Source organism: Streptomyces shaanxiensis (assembly GCF_039537145.1).
Taxonomy (GTDB): Bacteria; Actinomycetota; Actinomycetes; order Streptomycetales; family Streptomycetaceae; genus Streptomyces; species Streptomyces shaanxiensis.
Genome location: NZ_BAAAZY010000010.1, coordinates 881,156 through 895,796 on the forward strand (window position 1 = coordinate 881,156; position 14,641 = coordinate 895,796).

General features: G+C 71.5%; 13 protein-coding genes. 8 read left to right on the top strand and 5 right to left on the bottom strand.

What is annotated here, in order from left to right; genetic code table 11:
• Positions 1 to 67 precede the first annotated feature (67 nt).
• From ABD932_RS17950 to ABD932_RS17970, 5 genes are all read left to right on the top strand, one after another.
• Complete coding sequence (locus ABD932_RS17950; protein WP_345013815.1) at positions 68 to 1,351, top strand: ABC transporter substrate-binding protein; 1,284 nt, start codon at positions 68 to 70, stop codon at positions 1,349 to 1,351.
• Positions 1,348 to 2,292, top strand: coding sequence for a carbohydrate ABC transporter permease (locus tag ABD932_RS17955; RefSeq protein ID WP_345013817.1), 945 nt, complete (start codon positions 1,348 to 1,350; stop codon positions 2,290 to 2,292). Before ABD932_RS17950 ends, ABD932_RS17955 begins: the two co-directional genes overlap by 4 nt.
• Positions 2,289 to 3,155, top strand: a complete 867-nt coding sequence (locus tag ABD932_RS17960; protein WP_345013819.1) for a carbohydrate ABC transporter permease — start codon at positions 2,289 to 2,291, stop codon at positions 3,153 to 3,155. Before ABD932_RS17955 ends, ABD932_RS17960 begins: the two co-directional genes overlap by 4 nt.
• 5 nt (positions 3,156 to 3,160) lie before the next feature.
• Complete coding sequence (locus tag ABD932_RS17965) at positions 3,161 to 3,751, top strand: hypothetical protein (protein ID WP_345013821.1); 591 nt, start codon at positions 3,161 to 3,163, stop codon at positions 3,749 to 3,751.
• A 106-nt stretch (positions 3,752 to 3,857) separates the two neighbouring features.
• The gene (locus ABD932_RS17970; protein WP_345013823.1) at positions 3,858 to 4,310 is read left to right on the top strand and encodes a phospholipase; all 453 of its coding nucleotides are present in this window, start codon (positions 3,858 to 3,860) and stop codon (positions 4,308 to 4,310) included.
• Positions 4,311 to 4,371: 61 nt separating this feature from the next.
• On the opposite strand, the gene ABD932_RS17975 is transcribed toward ABD932_RS17970, so the two are convergent.
• Together ABD932_RS17975 and ABD932_RS17980 are read right to left on the bottom strand one after the other, a co-directional pair.
• Complete coding sequence (locus ABD932_RS17975) at positions 4,372 to 6,627, bottom strand: heavy metal translocating P-type ATPase (protein WP_345013825.1); 2,256 nt, start codon at positions 6,625 to 6,627, stop codon at positions 4,372 to 4,374.
• Positions 6,628 to 6,694: 67 nt separating this feature from the next.
• Positions 6,695 to 6,910 carry a heavy-metal-associated domain-containing protein gene (locus tag ABD932_RS17980; protein ID WP_345013827.1) on the bottom strand — a complete coding sequence of 72 codons (216 nt, stop codon included), beginning with the start codon at positions 6,908 to 6,910 and terminating at the stop codon, positions 6,695 to 6,697.
• Positions 6,911 to 7,098: 188 nt separating this feature from the next.
• Between ABD932_RS17980 and ABD932_RS17985 the strand changes: the two genes are divergently transcribed.
• A complete protein-coding gene (locus tag ABD932_RS17985; RefSeq protein WP_345013829.1) occupies positions 7,099 to 8,073 on the top strand; it encodes a hypothetical protein in 975 nt (324 codons plus the stop codon).
• A 49-nt stretch (positions 8,074 to 8,122) separates the two neighbouring features.
• On the opposite strand, the gene ABD932_RS17990 is transcribed toward ABD932_RS17985, so the two are convergent.
• The 3 genes from ABD932_RS17990 to ABD932_RS18000 are packed head-to-tail and all read right to left on the bottom strand — an operon-like array spanning position 8,123 to position 11,866.
• Entirely contained in the window at positions 8,123 to 9,196 is a 1,074-nt protein-coding gene (locus tag ABD932_RS17990; RefSeq protein ID WP_345013833.1) for a FecCD family ABC transporter permease, read from the bottom strand.
• Positions 9,193 to 10,248: a FecCD family ABC transporter permease gene (locus ABD932_RS17995; protein ID WP_345013835.1), complete on the bottom strand. Its 1,056-nt coding sequence runs from the start codon at positions 10,246 to 10,248 to the stop codon at positions 9,193 to 9,195. Before ABD932_RS17995 ends, ABD932_RS17990 begins: the two co-directional genes overlap by 4 nt.
• A complete protein-coding gene (locus tag ABD932_RS18000; RefSeq protein WP_345013837.1) occupies positions 10,238 to 11,866 on the bottom strand; it encodes a (2,3-dihydroxybenzoyl)adenylate synthase in 1,629 nt (542 codons plus the stop codon). Before ABD932_RS18000 ends, ABD932_RS17995 begins: the two co-directional genes overlap by 11 nt.
• 148 nt (positions 11,867 to 12,014) lie before the next feature.
• Here ABD932_RS18000 and ABD932_RS18005 point away from each other — a divergent pair, with 148 nt between their 5' ends.
• Both ABD932_RS18005 and entS read left to right on the top strand, forming a co-directional pair.
• Complete coding sequence (locus ABD932_RS18005; protein ID WP_345013839.1) at positions 12,015 to 13,328, top strand: salicylate synthase; 1,314 nt, start codon at positions 12,015 to 12,017, stop codon at positions 13,326 to 13,328.
• A gap of 8 nt (positions 13,329 to 13,336) precedes the next feature.
• The gene (gene entS / locus ABD932_RS18010) at positions 13,337 to 14,638 is read left to right on the top strand and encodes an enterobactin transporter EntS (protein WP_345013841.1); all 1,302 of its coding nucleotides are present in this window, start codon (positions 13,337 to 13,339) and stop codon (positions 14,636 to 14,638) included.
• The last annotated feature ends 3 nt before the right edge of the window (positions 14,639 to 14,641 follow it).

Below are 14,641 nucleotides of genomic sequence, written 5' to 3' on the forward strand. Positions count from 1 at the left end.
CCTGGGAAGGCAAGGGGACCGAGGGGGGCCAAACAGAAAGCCCGAGGAGAGGAGAGGTGACCTCGGCATGCCCGGACACAGGACAAAGGGGTTCTGCGCGTCGGTCGTCGCACTCGTGCTCTGCACGATGTCGGCCGGCTGCGGGGGATCCGGGGAGTCGGTCGGCGGCGGCAAGGTCGTGCTGCGCTACACGTGGTGGGGCAACCCCGACCGCGCGGAACGCACCGAGCAGGCCGTCGCCCTGTTCGAGAAACAGCACCCGAACGTCCAGGTGCAGACGTCGTTCTCGGCCTACGAGGCCTACAAACAGAAGCTCGCCACCCAGGCCGCGGGCGGCGACGCCCCCGACGTGATGCAGCTCGACTACCGCCAGATCGACCAGTACGCCTCCGGCGGAGTCCTGCTCGACCTCGCGAAGCAGAAGGCCGTACTGCGCACGAGTGAGATCGACCCGGGGCTCCTCGCCACCGGCCGGCTCGACGACACGCAGTACGCGATTCCCCAGGGCCGCGGCACCGAGACGGTCGCCTACGACGTCAAGACGTGGAAGAAATCAGGCGTACCGCTCCCGGGCAGCAGCTGGACCTGGAGCGAATGGGCCGACACCATGCGCGCGTTGGCGGAGAAGACCGGCAAGCCCGGCGCCACCGACCCCGGCCAGAGCGAGGACTGCTTCGAGGTCTGGCTGCGCGGGCAGGGCAAGTCCCTCTACACGGAGGACGGCGGGCTCGGCTTCACCTCAGACGACCTGACCCGCTGGTGGACGTTCACCGACGAGCTCCGGCGCGAGGGCGTCGTCTCGCCCGCCGAGCAGACCACGCAGCTCGACGGCTCCGTCGAGAACACCCCGCTCGGGCGCGGCGAGGCCACGGCCGACTCCAACTGGGACGCCCCGGCCAGCGGTTTCCTCGCCCTGATCCCCAGCGGCGTGGCGCTCGCACCGATGCCGTCCGGCGAGGACGGCACCCCCGGTCAGTACTTCAAGCCGTCGATGTTCCTCGGCGTCGGGGCGGGCACCGGCCACCCGAAGGAGGCGGCCCAGCTCGTCGACTTCCTCATCAACGACGAACAGGCCGCGAAGATCCTCGGCGCCACCCGCGGCATCCCCGTCAACGAGGCCGTACGCGAGGAGATCGAGCCGCAGCTCAAGGACTTCGACCAGACGATCGCCGCCTACCAGTCCTCCCTCGAGGGCACCCTCAAGGACCCGCCACAGGCCCCGCCCTCGGGCGACAACGCCCTGCAGACCACCTTCCAGCGCGACTACGACCAGGTGTCGTACGAGCGCATGTCGCCCCGCGAGGCGGCCGAGAACTACGTCACCGAGGCGAAGGCGGAGCTGAGGTCATGAGCACCACCGACATATCCGTGCCCGCCGTCAGGAAGCCGGGGTCCACCACCGCCCCGAGGCGCCGTGCCAAGCGCGAACGCCAGGGCCCCGCCTGGGTGTTCCTGTCCCCGTGGGTGCTCGGCGCGATCGTCCTGACGCTGCTGCCGATGGCCGTGTCGCTGTACCTGTCCTTCACCGACTACGACCTGTTCAACCCGCCGCGCTGGGTGGGCCTGCGCAACTACGTCCAGATGTTCACCGAGGACCCGCGCTACTGGCGGTCGGTGGCGACCACGCTGACGTACGTCGTCATCGCCGTGCCGCTGCAACTCGCGCTGGCACTCGTCGTCGCGATCGCCCTGAAGTCCATGAAACGCGGCAAGGGTTTCTACCGGTCGGCCTTCTACGCCCCCTCGCTGCTCGGCGCGTCCATGTCCATCGCCCTCGTCTGGCGCGTGATCTTCAATGACGGCGGCACGGTGGACACCCTGCTCGGCACCGGCGGCTGGGTCAACAAGCCGGGCTGGGCGCTGCTCGCCGTGGCACTGCTGACGGTGTGGCAGTTCGGGGCGCCAATGGTCATCTTCCTCGCGGGACTCCAGCAGATCCCGAGCGAGTTGTACGAGGCGGCGGCCGTGGACGGGGCCGGGAAGTGGCGGCAGTTCGTGTCCGTCACCGTGCCCATGCTGTCCCCGGTCCTGTTCTTCAACCTCGTCCTCCAGACCATCCAGGCCTTCCAGGTCTTCACACCCGCCTTCGCGCTGAGCGCCGGCAAGGGCGGCCCCGCCGACTCGACCCTCGTCTACACCCTCTACCTCTACGACCGAGGCTTCGTCGCCTCCCACATGGGCTACGCCTCCGCCATGGCCTGGGTGCTGCTGATCGTCATCGGCGCCGTCACCGCGGTGCTGTTCCGCACCTCGCGCTCCTGGGTCTTCTACGCCTCCGAGGGGGACCGATGACATCCGTCTCGACCGAGGCTCCGCGCAGGCCCGTTGCCTGGCGCCGGATCGCCCTGCACGTCGGCTGCCTCGCCGCGCTGCTGGTCATGCTGTACCCGCTGGCGTGGCTGCTGGCCACCTCGCTCAAGCCCGCGGACGAGGTCATCGCCAGCCTCGACCTGCTGCCCAGTCACCTGGAGTGGTCGAACTACAAGACCGCTTTCGACGGCGTCAACGACGTCTCCATCTGGCGGCTGCTGAGCAACTCGCTGCTGATCGCCGGTGGCGCGGTCCTCGGCAACGTGATCAGCTGCTCGCTCGCGGCGTACGCCTTCGCTCGCCTGCGGTTCCGCTTCCGCGGACCGTTGTTCGCCTTCATGATCGCCACGATCATGCTGCCGCACCACGCGGTGCTGATACCGCAGTACATCATCTTCAACCAGCTCGGCCTGGTGAACACGTACTGGCCGCTGATCCTGCCGAAGTTCCTGGCGACGGAAGCCTTCTTCGTCTTCCTCATCGTCCAGTTCATGCGCGGTCTGCCGCGCGAGCTGGAGGAGGCGGCCCGCATCGACGGCTGCGGCCCCTTCCGCAGCTTCTTCCTGGTCGTGCTGCCGCTCACCCGCCCCGCGCTGATCACCACGGCGATCTTCACCTTCATCTGGACCTGGAACGACTTCTTCACCCAGCTCATCTATCTCTTCGACCCGGAGAAGTTCACACTCACGCTCGCCCTGCGCTCCTTCGTGGACGCCTCCAGCACCTCGGCGTTCGGCCCCATGTTCGCGATGTCCGTGATCGCGCTGCTGCCGATCGTGCTGTTCTTCCTCGCCTTCCAGCGGCTGCTGGTGGAGGGCATGGCCAGCTCCGGGATCAAGGGGTGAGAGACATGCGGACGCGTGAACCGGGCGAGGTCTTCGGGCCACGTATGACCCTCTTCGCCGACGTGCTGAGCGTGGGCCTCGCCACCTCACTGGCCTGCCTTCCGCTGGTGACGGCCCCGGCCGCGCTGTCGAGCGCGTGCGCGGTGCTGCGGGGCGCGGGGGAGGGGCGGCCCGCCACCGCCGGACGGTACTTGGCGGTACTGCGGCGACGGCTGCGGGCCGGTGACCTGGCGGCCGGCGTGCTCGCCCTGGCGGGTGCGCTGCTGCTCGCCGCGGACCTGGCGTTGGCCCGGGCCGGGCTCCCCGGGGCGCCGCTGTTCGCGGTGGTGGCCGCCGTGACAGGGGCGAGCGCGCTGGTGGTGGGTCTCAGGGCGTGTGCCCGTCCCGAGTCCCTCACCGACTGGCGGGCGGCCCTGCGTGGGGCCGCCCTGGACGCCGTACGGGATGTGGGGGGCTCCGGTCTGGTCCTGTTCGCGGCGGCCACGGCCGCGCTGTGCGCGTGGATGCTGCTGCCGCTCGCCTTGCTGGCGCCGGGTCCGTTGGCGCTGGCGCTCACCGCCGTTCATGTCCGGCTGTCCGGGACATCCCAGAGTTAAGGGTCCATTGGGCAACTTGCAGGTGTGAAAGGGCAGTTGCGGTGTGAATCATCTTGTCATGAACCTGCGGCTCGACGGGCGGGCCGCGGTCTCATGGAGGTGTGGAATGCACCGCAGACTCGCCACCGCACTTGGCGCCTCGTCCCTGGCCCTGATCACCGTCCTCGGCACCGCCGCGGCCGCCGACGCCGCTCCCGCCGACAAGCCCCAGGTCCTCGCGAGCTGGACGCAGACCAGCGCGTCCAGCTACAACGCGTGGGCCGCCGCCCGGGCGAACCAGTCCGCGTGGAGCGCCTACGCGTTCGACTGGTCGACCGACTACTGCTCCTCCTCCCCGGACAACCCCTTCGGCTTCCCCTTCCAGACGTCCTGCGCCCGCCACGACTTCGGCTACCGCAACTACAAGGCGCTGGGCACGTTCAGCGCCAACAAGTCACGGATCGACAGCGCCTTCTACGAGGACCTCAAGCGGGTGTGCGCCGGATACGGCGGCGCGACGAAGGCCGCCTGCAACAGCACGGCCTGGACGTACTACCAGGCCGTGAAGGCTTTCGGCTGACAGACCGTCACACGACTGAGGGCGCCGCGTGTGCGGCGCCCTCACTGTCATGTGCGGGGAATCAGTCCGCCGCCCGGAACGAGCGCAGCCGCAGCGAGTTGCCGACGACGAAGACCGACGAGAAGGCCATCGCCGCGCCGGCGATCATCGGGTTGAGCAGCCCGGCCGCGGCGAGCGGCAGGGCGGCGACGTTGTAGGCGAAGGCCCAGAACAGGTTGGACCTGATGGTGCCGAGCGTCCTGCGGGAGAGCCGGATGGCGTCGGCGGCGGCGCGCAGGTCGCCACGGACCAGGGTGAGGTCGCCGGCCTCGATCGCGGCGTCCGTGCCGGTGCCCATCGCCAGACCGAGGTCGGCCTGGGCCAGGGCGGCCGCGTCGTTGACGCCGTCACCGACCATCGCGACCGAACGGCCCTCACCCTGCAGCCGCTTGACCACGTCGGCCTTGTCCTGCGGCAGTACCTCGGCGATGACGTCCTCGGGTGCGATGCCGACCTCGCGGGCGACGGCCAGGGCGACGGCCTTGTTGTCGCCGGTCAGCAGGATCGGGGTGAGGCCGAGGGCACGCAGCCGCCGGATCGCCTCCGGGCTGGTGTCCTTGACCGCGTCGGCGACCTCCAGGACCGCCCGCGCCTCGCCGTCCCAGGCGACCGCGATGGCCGTACGACCGGACGCCTCGGCCTCGGACTTGGCGCGCGCGAGGTCCTCCGGCAGCTCCATGGCCCACTCCTGAAGAAGCCGCTCCCGGCCCACCAGTACCGCATGGCCGTCGACGATGCCCTGCACCCCGAGCCCGGGCACGTTCGCGAAGTCCTCCGGCGTGGGCAGCGACCCCAGCTTCTCCAGCGCGCCCTCGGCCACGGCACGGGCGATCGGATGCTCGGAGGCGTGCTCCAACGCGCCCGCGAGCCGCAGGACTTCGGCCTCGTCGGCGTTGCCGGCGGTGTGCACGGCCAGCAGCGTCATCCGGCCGGTCGTCACGGTGCCCGTCTTGTCGAGGACGATCGTGTCGACCTTGCGCGTGGACTCCAGGACCTCCGGGCCCTTGATGAGGATGCCGAGCTGCGCGCCCCGTCCGGTACCGACCATCAGCGCGGTCGGCGTGGCCAGGCCCAGGGCGCACGGGCAGGCGATGATCAGGACGGCGACCGCGGCGGTGAAGGCGGCGGCCACCCCGGCGCCGTTGCCGAGCCAGAAGCCGAGGGTGCCGAGCGCGAGGGCGATGACGATCGGCACGAAGACGGCCGAGATCCGGTCCGCGAGCCGTTGCGCCGCGGCCTTGCCGTTCTGCGCGTCCTCCACCAGCTTGGCCATCCGGGCGAGTTGGGTGTCGGCGCCCACCCGGGTGGCCTCGACGACGAGACGGCCGCCCGCGTTGATCGTGGCACCGGTGACCGGGTCCCCCTCGGTGACCTCGACCGGCACGGACTCGCCGGTGAGCATCGAGACGTCCACCGCCGACGAGCCCTCGACGACCGTGCCGTCGGTGGCGATCTTCTCGCCGGGACGCACGAGGAAGCGGTCGCCGACCTTCAACTCGGAGACGGGGACGGTCTGTTCGATGCCGTCGGCGCGCAGGACGGTGACGTCCTTGGCGCCCAGCTCCAGCAGGGCCTTGAGCGCCGCGCCTGCCTTGCGCTTGGAGCGGGCCTCGAAGTAGCGGCCGGCCAGGATGAAGGCGGTGACTCCGGCTGCCGCCTCCAGGTATATGTTGCCGCCGCCGTCGCTGCGGGCGATGGTCAGCTCGAAGGGGTGCGTCATGCCCGGCTCGCCCGCGGTGCCGAGGAACAGTGCCCACAGGGACCACAGGAACGCGGCCGACGTACCGACCGAGATCAGGGTGTCCATGGTGGCCGCGCCGTGCCGCAGATTGGTGAACGCCGCCCTGTGGAAGGGCCATGCGGCATACGTCACGACCGGCGCCGCCAGGGTCAGGGACAGCCACTGCCAGTACTCGAACTGCAGGGCCGGGATCATGGCCATCGCGATCACGGGCACGGCCAGCGTCACGGCCGTGACCAACCGCTCCCGCAGTGGCCGCAGTTCATCCTGCTCGTCGGCGCTCCCGGCCACCTCGGACACCGGTGGCGCGGGCTCCTGCGCGGTGTACCCGGTCGCCTCGACGGTGGCGATCAGGTCCTGGACGGAGACCTCACCGCCGTAGCTGACCTTCGCCTTCTCGGTGGCGTAGTTGACGGTGGCGGTCACCCCGTCCATGCGGTTCAGCTTCTTCTCGATGCGCGCCGCGCACGAGGCGCAGGTCATGCCGCCGATGGCGAGCTCTACCTCGGTCGTCGGGTCGGACGCGGTGGTGGTCATCACTGCTCCTGGTGCGGGGTGCGGGCGGAGCCCGGTGCGGCCGGGCCCCGGCGGTCGGGGGTGCGGGTCAGGCCGTGCGGCCGGTGAGCTCGTAGCCCGCCTCGTCGACGACCTCGGCGATCAGGGTGTCGTCGGGCTCGGCGGTGCTGGTGACGGTGACCTGGCCGGTCGCGAGATCGACGCCGACCTCGGTGACGCCGTCCAGCTCGCCGATGACCTTGGTGAGCGTGGCCTTGCAGTGGGCGCAGCTCATACCGGAGACGGCGTAGGTGGTGGTGGACATGGGTGCCTCCTGGGGGCGGGGTCGTGGTCGACCGGGGTACGGGGTGGGGGTATCCTTGCCGGAGTCCATATATACCCCTGGGGGGTACGCGGGGCAAGGGCTGGATCGCATTGCCTTTATACCCCCTGGGGGTATGGTGAGATGCATCGAAGGACCATACCGAGGCATCTGACCCGCAGGAGACCGCCATGAATGCCGGACTGAGGATCACCGCGTTCGCCGCCGCACTGGCCGCGACCTTCGGCACCGCCTACGGCGTGGGCCAGGGCCTCGACCCCGTCGTCGAGGAACCCGCGCCCGCGGCACACGACAGCCACCGCGAGGCGTCACAGGCACCGGCTTCGGCATCGGACGGGGACGGCGGTCACGGCGGTCACGAGACGCAGCCGGCCGGCGGGCTGGAGATGTCGGAGGGCGGCTACACCCTCGACCTGAAGACCCCCGGCGTCACCGCCGGTACCCGCTCCGACCTGCGCTTCGTCATACGTGACAGCGCCGGTCGCGCCGTCACCGCCTATGAGCGCGAGCACGAGAAGGAACTGCACCTCATCGTGGCCTCACGCGATCTCGTCACCTACCGCCATCTGCACCCCACCCGCGCCGCCGACGGCACCTGGAGCACCCCCGTCGAACTGCCCCGCGCCGGCGACTACCGCGTCTTCGCCGACTTCACCCCGGCGACGAAGGGCGCGCAGAACCTCACCCTCGGCGCGGACCTGGCGGCGGCGGGCTCCTACCGGCCGCATCAGCTGCCCGCCCCGAACACGACGGCGAGGATCCACGGCTACGAGGTCCGGCTGGACGGCGCCCTGCGTCCGGGCAAGGCGAGCGAGCTGAAGCTGAAGGTCTCGCGCGACGGCCGCCCGGTGACCGACCTCCAGCCCTACCTCGGCGCCTACGGCCACCTGGTCGCCCTGCGCTCCGGCGACCTCGCCTACCTCCACGTCCACCCCAACGGCGAACCCGGCGACGGCAGGACGAAGGCAGGGCCGGAGATCTCGTTCACCGCCACCGCGCCGAGCAGCGGCGCCTACCGGCTGTTCCTCGACTTCAAGCACGACGGAGAGGTGCACACCGCGGCGTTCACGGTCAAGGCCGGAACGGCGGTGGCCACCTCCGAGGCGCCCGCGCACGAGGACGGGGCCGAGGAGCACGGGCACTGACACGGGCACCGAGGGGCAGGGGCGCCGAGGAGCACGCCCGCCGAGGCGCTCAGATCCGCCCCGCCCGCCGCTGCCGGCGCAGCAGCAGCCCCAGGTACACCCCGCCGACGACCGCGGTCACCACACCGACCGGCAGCTGGGCCGTCTCGTGGATGCGCTGGGACGCGAAGTCCGCCGTCACCACGAGGAAGGCGCCGGTGCAGGTGGCCGCGAGCAGGTTGGGGCCGGGGGCCCGGGTGAGCCGACGGGCCAGCTGCGGGGCGATGAGCGCCACGAAGGGGATGGGGCCGGCAGCGGCGGTGGCCACGGCACAGGCCGCGGTGGCCAGCACCAGCAGCACCAGCCGGGAGCGCTGGACGGGCACCCCGAGGCCGCCCGCCACGTCGTCCCCCATCTCCATGATCTTCAGCCTGCTCGCGATGAGCGCCACCAGGGGCAGCACGACGAGCAGGCCGAGGGCGGCCGGGTGGACGTCCGCCCAACTGCGCCCGTTGAGGCTGCCGTTGAGCCACACCATCGCCTGTGCGGCCTGGGTGAAGCGGGCCTTGGCCAGGAGATAGGCGTTCACCCCCTGGAGCAGCGCGCTCACGCCGATGCCGACGAGCACCAGCCGGAAGCCGTGCACGCCCTGCCGCCACGCGAGCACGTACACGAGGACGGCGGTGGCGAGGCCTCCGCCCACCGCGCCGACGGCGATCTGCCCGCCGCTGCCGCCGATGAGCAGGACGACCAGCAGGCCCCCGGTGGCCGAGCCGTAGGTGAAGCCCACGATGTCGGGGCTGCCCAGCGGATTGCGGGTCAGGCTCTGGAAGAGGGCACCGCTCAGGCCGAGCGCGGCGCCGACAAGGATGCCGGTCAGCAGCCGGGGCAGCCGGAGGTCGTTGATGACGAAGTCGGTGCGCGGGCTGCCGTTGCCCAGCAGCGTGCGGACCACGTCCGCCGGGGAGATCGTGTACTCGCCGGTGCCGAGCGCGAGGACGCCGACCGCGGCGGTGGCGGCGAGCACCAGCACGCAGACCGTCACCGCGCGCACGTCCACCCGCAGGGAGAAACGGTGCGAGCGGCTGCGTACGACATGCGAACGGCCGCGCGCACCGGTACGGGCCGGCGCCTGGGCCGTCATCCGGTCACCGCCCTGCGGTAGCGGACGAGGGCGATGAACACCGGGGCGCCGACCACCGCCGTCACCACGCCCGCGTCCAGTTCGTCGGGGCGTACGGCGACCCGGCCGAGGACGTCCGCGAAGAGCAGCAGGGCGGGCGCGAGGAGCAGGGACAGCGGCAGCGTCCAGCGCTGGTCGGCGCCGACGATCATGCGGGCGATGTGCGGGACCGCGAGGCCGACGAAGACGAGCGGCCCGACGGCCGACGTCGCCGCGCCGCACAGCACCGTCATGGCCACCAGGCCGAGGAAGCGCGTCCGGTCCACCTGCGCGCCCAGCGCCCGGGCGCCGTCGTCGCCCAGCGCGAGCGCGTTCAGCGGCCGGACCAGCGCGAGGGCGAGCACCAGGCCCACCAGGACGAACGGCGTGATCGTCGTCAGCGTCTCGCGGTCGGCCCGGGCCAGCGACCCCACGCTCCAGAACCGCAGTTGGTCCAGCGCCTGGGCGTCCAGCAGCATCAGCGTCTGGCTGATGCCGGTGAACACGGCGGCGATCACCGCTCCGCCGAGGGCGAGCCGCTCCGGCGTCGCGCCGCCGCGACCGCCCGAGGCCAGCGAGTACACCAGCAGACCGGCCACGACCGCGCCCACCATGGCGAACCACACCGACGCCCACAGGCTCGTGATGCCGAGAACCGTGATGGACAGCACGACTCCGGTGGCGGCGCCCGCGTTGATGCCGAGCAGCCCGGGATCGGCCAGCGGATTGCGGGTGAGCGCCTGGATGAGCGCGCCCGCGACACCGAGCGCGGCACCGGCCGCGATGCCCGCCAGGGTGCGCGGCACCCGGACGTCCCAGATCACCGAGGCCGCGGTCGAGCCGTCGTCGTGGAGCAGCGCGTCGACCACGACGGCCGGCGGCAGTGCGCGCGAGCCGATCGCGAGGCTGAGCATGACGGCGAGGAGCAGGAGCAGCAGGGCGCCGAGCACGGCCAGCGAACGGGTCGAGGTACGGCGCCTGGGCGAGCGCTTGTCGGTCTGTACAGGAGGGGCCGTTCCGGCCTCAGTCGCCACCAATGCCCTCCGCGCGGAGGCGATCGGCGATCAGCCGGCCGAGCCCCTTCTTGTCGATCTTGCCTACCGAGGTCCGGGGGAAGGTCTCGACGACCTCCACCCGGTCGGGGAGCTTATACGCGGCGACCCCTCGCTCGGTGAGAAAAGCGGCCAACTCCCGCTGGCCCGGGGCCTGTCCGCGCGGGACGAGGTAGGCGCAGGTGCGCTCGCCCATCGTCTCGTCGGGCATGCCGACCACCGCCGCGTCGTGCACGGCCGGGTGGGCGAGGATGTGGTTCTCCAGCTCCTCGGCGGAGATCTTGTCGCCGCCCCGGTTGATCTGGTCCTTGGCCCGGCCCTCGACGACGAGATGCCCGGAGGGCAGGATCCGCACCAGGTCGCCGGTGCGGTAGTAGCCGTCGGTGGTGAAGGCGCGGGCGTTGTGCTCGGTGGCGCGGTAGTAGCCGCGCAGGGTGTAGGGGCCGCGGGTCAGCAACTCGCCGCTCTCGCCGGGCGGTACGTCACGGTCGTCCTCGTCGACGACGCGCACCTCGTCGGCGGGGGACATCGGTCGGCCCTGGGTGCCGATCACCAGCTCGGGCGGATCGTCGAGCCGGGTGTAGTTGAGCAGGCCCTCGGCCATGCCGAACACCTGCTGGAGCGTGCAGCCGAGGGCCGGTTCGACCCGGGCGGCGGGCTCCGCGCCCAGCTTCGAGCCGCCGACCTGGAGCAGGCTCAGCGAGGAGAGGTCGGCCTCCTCCCACTCCACCGCGTCCAGCCACAGCAGCGCGATCGGCGGGACGACGGCGGTAGCGGTGACCCTCTCCCGCTCGATCAGCGCGAACGCGTCCTCGGGGCTCGGCGTGGGGGAGAGCACGACGGTGCCGCCCGCCATCAGCGTGCCGAGCAGACCGGGGCAGGCCAGCGCGAAGTTGTGCGCGGTCGGCAGCACCACCAGATACACGGTGTCGCCGTCGAAGCCGCACACCTCGGCGCTCGCGCGAACGTTGTACGCGTAGTCGTCGTGGGTGCGCGGGATGAGTTTCGGCTTGCCGGTGGTGCCGCCGGACAGCAGGAGTACGGCCACGTCGCCGGGGTCGGCCTCGGGGAGCGGGACCGGGTCGGCGTCGACGTCGGCGAGCGCGGTGAACTCCGCGGCGTCGCCCGCCACCAGGACGTGCTCGATACCGGGCACGGCCTTGCGTGCGGCCCGCGCGAGCGCGCGGTGGTCGAAGCCGTCGTGCAGGTCGGGGATGGCGTAGGCCGTGGCGCCGGACACCTCGGCGACATGCACGATCTCGCTCTCGCGGTGCGCCGGCAGGGTGAGCACGGGTATCGCGCCCGCCCTCAGCAGCGCGAAGAAGAGCACCACGAAGGCGTCGGTATTGGGCAGTTGGACCACGACACGGTCGCCGTCGCCGATGCCGAGCCGGCGCAGCCCCGCCGTCATGCGGTCGGCGCGCAGGTCGAGTTCGGCGTACGTCCACCGGTTTCCGTCGGCGTCGACGAGCGCGGTACGGCTCGGTCCCCGCTCGGCGCTCTCCCTCAGCAGCCGGTCCAGCGGCCGGCCTTCCCAGTAGCCCTCTTCGCGGTACTTCTCGGCCAACGGCTTTGGCCAGGGCACCCAACCGTCGAGCATCCTCAACTCCCGCCTGCTGTTTAGGAAAGGCTTGCCTAAGGAATGCACGGGGTCAAGCCTGGAGGTGTGATCTGGACGGCGCCGCGCTGCGGGGGCTAGGGTCTTAGGGAATTAGGTTAGGTTAACCTAACTCCAGGGAGGTAGGTCCTTGCTGCGTTATCGGAGCGCGGAGACGGAACTGCCGGGAGACCCCGTCCAGTTGGCGGCGCAACTGGCGGAGTCGGGCTTGTTCGACCAGTACGTGATCTACGAACAGAACGGCGACGTCTGGTTCGCCGGAGGAGTGCTCGGCGAGATCCTGGTCGGCCGCTCCGAGATCCGCCGCCGATGGCTCGGCGAGGAGACCACGACCGCGCTCGGGTCGCATCCACTGCGCCAAGTCCACGAGGAACTGGGCCGGATGGCCGTAGCGGGCTGGAACGCCTACGGCTGGATGGCCTTCGAGTTCTCCCATCTGCACGCCGGCCGCCCCGACCGGGCGGGCGACGACGACCTGCTCCATCTGCTGGTCCCGCACAGCGAAGTGAGACTCAGTCGGAGGAGCGCTCTGATCCGCAGCGCCGACCAGGAGACGCTGGACGCGCTGACGGGGTTACTCGACCGCGCCGACGCGCACGCAACCGCCGTACCCCGCCCCATCGATGTGTCGGACGCCGAGGGCCGCTATCCGGACATGGTGGCCCAGGCCATCGAGGAGATACGGACGTCCGACCTGCAGAAGGTCATCCTCTCCCGGTCCGTCGACGTGCCCTTCCCGGTCGACTTCGTCGCCACCTATGTCCACGGCCGCTCGCACAACACCCCCGCCCGCTCCTTCCTGTTGAACCTCGGCGGGCGCCGGGTCGCCGGATTCAGCCCCGAGACCGTCGCCGAGGTCAGCGCCGACGGCGAGGTCGTCACCCAGCCACTCGCGGGCACCCGGGCCCGCGGCTTCGGCGAGCGCGAGGACGAGCGGCTGCGCGCCGAACTCCTCGCCGACCCCAAGGAGATCTCCGAACACGTGCTGTCGGTCAAACTCGCCGAGGAGGAGATGGCCACCGTCTGCCGCCCGGGCACGGTCTCGGTGCGCGACCTGCTCAGCGTCCGCAGGCGCGGCAGCGTGCAGCACCTCGGGTCCAGCGTCCACGGCCTGCTGGCCGACTCCGCCACCGCCTGGGACGCACTGCGCGCGGTCTTCCCCGCGGTGACCGCCTCCGGCATCCCCAAGGCCCCGGCGTACGACTGCATCGCGCGGTTGGAGAAGGAGCCGCGCGGCATCTACAGCGGGGCCGTGCTGCGGGCCGGCAGCGACGGATCGCTCGACGCGGCCCTGGTGCTGCGCAGCCTCTTCGAGGAGGGCGGCCGGACCTGGCTGCGGGCCGGCGCCGGCATCCTCGCCGGGTCGACCCCGGCCAGGGAGCTGGAGGAGACCTGCGAGAAGCTGCGCAGCGTCGCTCCCTACGTCGTCCCCGCGCAGGGTTAGGGGCGCGCGTGCGACTGGGAGAAGTGGTCGTCGACGTAGCGCCGTTGCGCTCCAGCAGAAACTTCAGGCTGATGTTCGCCACCCAGGCGATCTCCATGGTGGGCACCCACCTCACCTCGGTGGCGGCCAGCCTGCAGATCTACCACCTCACCGGCTCGTCGGTCCAAGTGGGTCTGATGAGCCTGGTGCTGGGCCTGTCGCTGCTGGTAGGTCTGGTCACGGGCGGGCTGCTCGCCGACCGGGTCGACCGGCGCAAGGTCATGCTCGTCACCCGGGCCGTGACCGCGGTGGTGATCGCGGGGCTCGCGGTGAACGCGGCACTGCCCGACCCGCAGGTGTGGTTCGTCTTCGTGGCGGCCGTGCTGGCAGGCTTCACCGCCGGGTTGGGCGGTCCGGCCCTGATGGCCGCGACTCCGGCCCTGGTGGCGCCCGGACAACTGGCCGCGGCGGGCGCGTTGACCACGCTGACCGCCCAACTGGGCGGCATGGTCGGGCCGTCGCTCGCGGGCGTGATCGCGGCCGGCCCCGGCGTCGCCTGGTGCTTCGCGATCGACGCGGCCATATACGTCGTGGGACTCGCCCTGCTCGCCCCGCTGCCGAAGCTCGCCCCCGAGGGGAACGCCGAGGCACAGCATCCGCTGAAGGCGATGGGGGAGGGGCTGCGCTTCCTGCGCGGCAACCAGGTCGTGGCCGGACTGCTGCTGATCGACGTGTGCGCGGTGGTCTTCGCGATGCCGTACGCCCTCTTCCCCGAACTCGGCACCGAGCACTTCGGCGGCGGCCCGTCCACCGTCGGACTGCTCTACACCGCCCCGGCGGTCGGCTCCTTCTTCGGCGCGCTGACCAGCGGCTGGACCGGCCGGGTGCACCACACCGGGCGGGCGCTGATCGGCGCGGTCGCGGTATGGGGCGTGGCGATGACCTGCTTCGGCCTCAGCCCCAATCTGTGGTTCGCGCTGGCCTTCCTGGCCCTGGCCGGCCTCGGCGACACCGCCTCGGAGATCCTGCGCCGGGCCCTGCTCCAGCACTACACGCCGGACCGGCTGCAGGGCCGGGTCGGCAGCCTGTGGCTGGCCCAGGCCACCGCGGGGCCCTCCGTCGGCAATGTCGAGGCGGGCCTGGTGGCCAGGGCGCTCGGGTCGTCGAGCGGGGCCGTGGTGGTCGGAGGGCTGGTCTGTCTGGCGGGCGTGGGTGCGGTGGCCCTGGCGATGCCGGGGCTGCGGAAGGCCACGCTCAGCCGGCCTCCCGACGGCGACGGCGGCGGTGACGACCGGGCGGCGCCCGCCGAGACGTCTCCGGCAGCCGACTGACCA

Coding starts and splice junctions, on each gene's coding strand:
- ABD932_RS17950 (WP_345013815.1), top strand. CDS start 68: ATGCCCGGACACAGGACAAAGGGGTTCTGCGCGTCGGTCGTCGCACTC.
- ABD932_RS17955 (WP_345013817.1), top strand. CDS start 1,348: ATGAGCACCACCGACATATCCGTGCCCGCCGTCAGGAAGCCGGGGTCC.
- ABD932_RS17960 (WP_345013819.1), top strand. CDS start 2,289: ATGACATCCGTCTCGACCGAGGCTCCGCGCAGGCCCGTTGCCTGGCGC.
- ABD932_RS17965 (WP_345013821.1), top strand. CDS start 3,161: ATGCGGACGCGTGAACCGGGCGAGGTCTTCGGGCCACGTATGACCCTC.
- ABD932_RS17970 (WP_345013823.1), top strand. CDS start 3,858: ATGCACCGCAGACTCGCCACCGCACTTGGCGCCTCGTCCCTGGCCCTG.
- ABD932_RS17975 (WP_345013825.1), bottom strand. CDS start 6,627: ATGACCACCACCGCGTCCGACCCGACGACCGAGGTAGAGCTCGCCATC.
- ABD932_RS17980 (WP_345013827.1), bottom strand. CDS start 6,910: ATGTCCACCACCACCTACGCCGTCTCCGGTATGAGCTGCGCCCACTGC.
- ABD932_RS17985 (WP_345013829.1), top strand. CDS start 7,099: ATGAATGCCGGACTGAGGATCACCGCGTTCGCCGCCGCACTGGCCGCG.
- ABD932_RS17990 (WP_345013833.1), bottom strand. CDS start 9,196: ATGACGGCCCAGGCGCCGGCCCGTACCGGTGCGCGCGGCCGTTCGCAT.
- ABD932_RS18000 (WP_345013837.1), bottom strand. CDS start 11,866: ATGCTCGACGGTTGGGTGCCCTGGCCAAAGCCGTTGGCCGAGAAGTAC.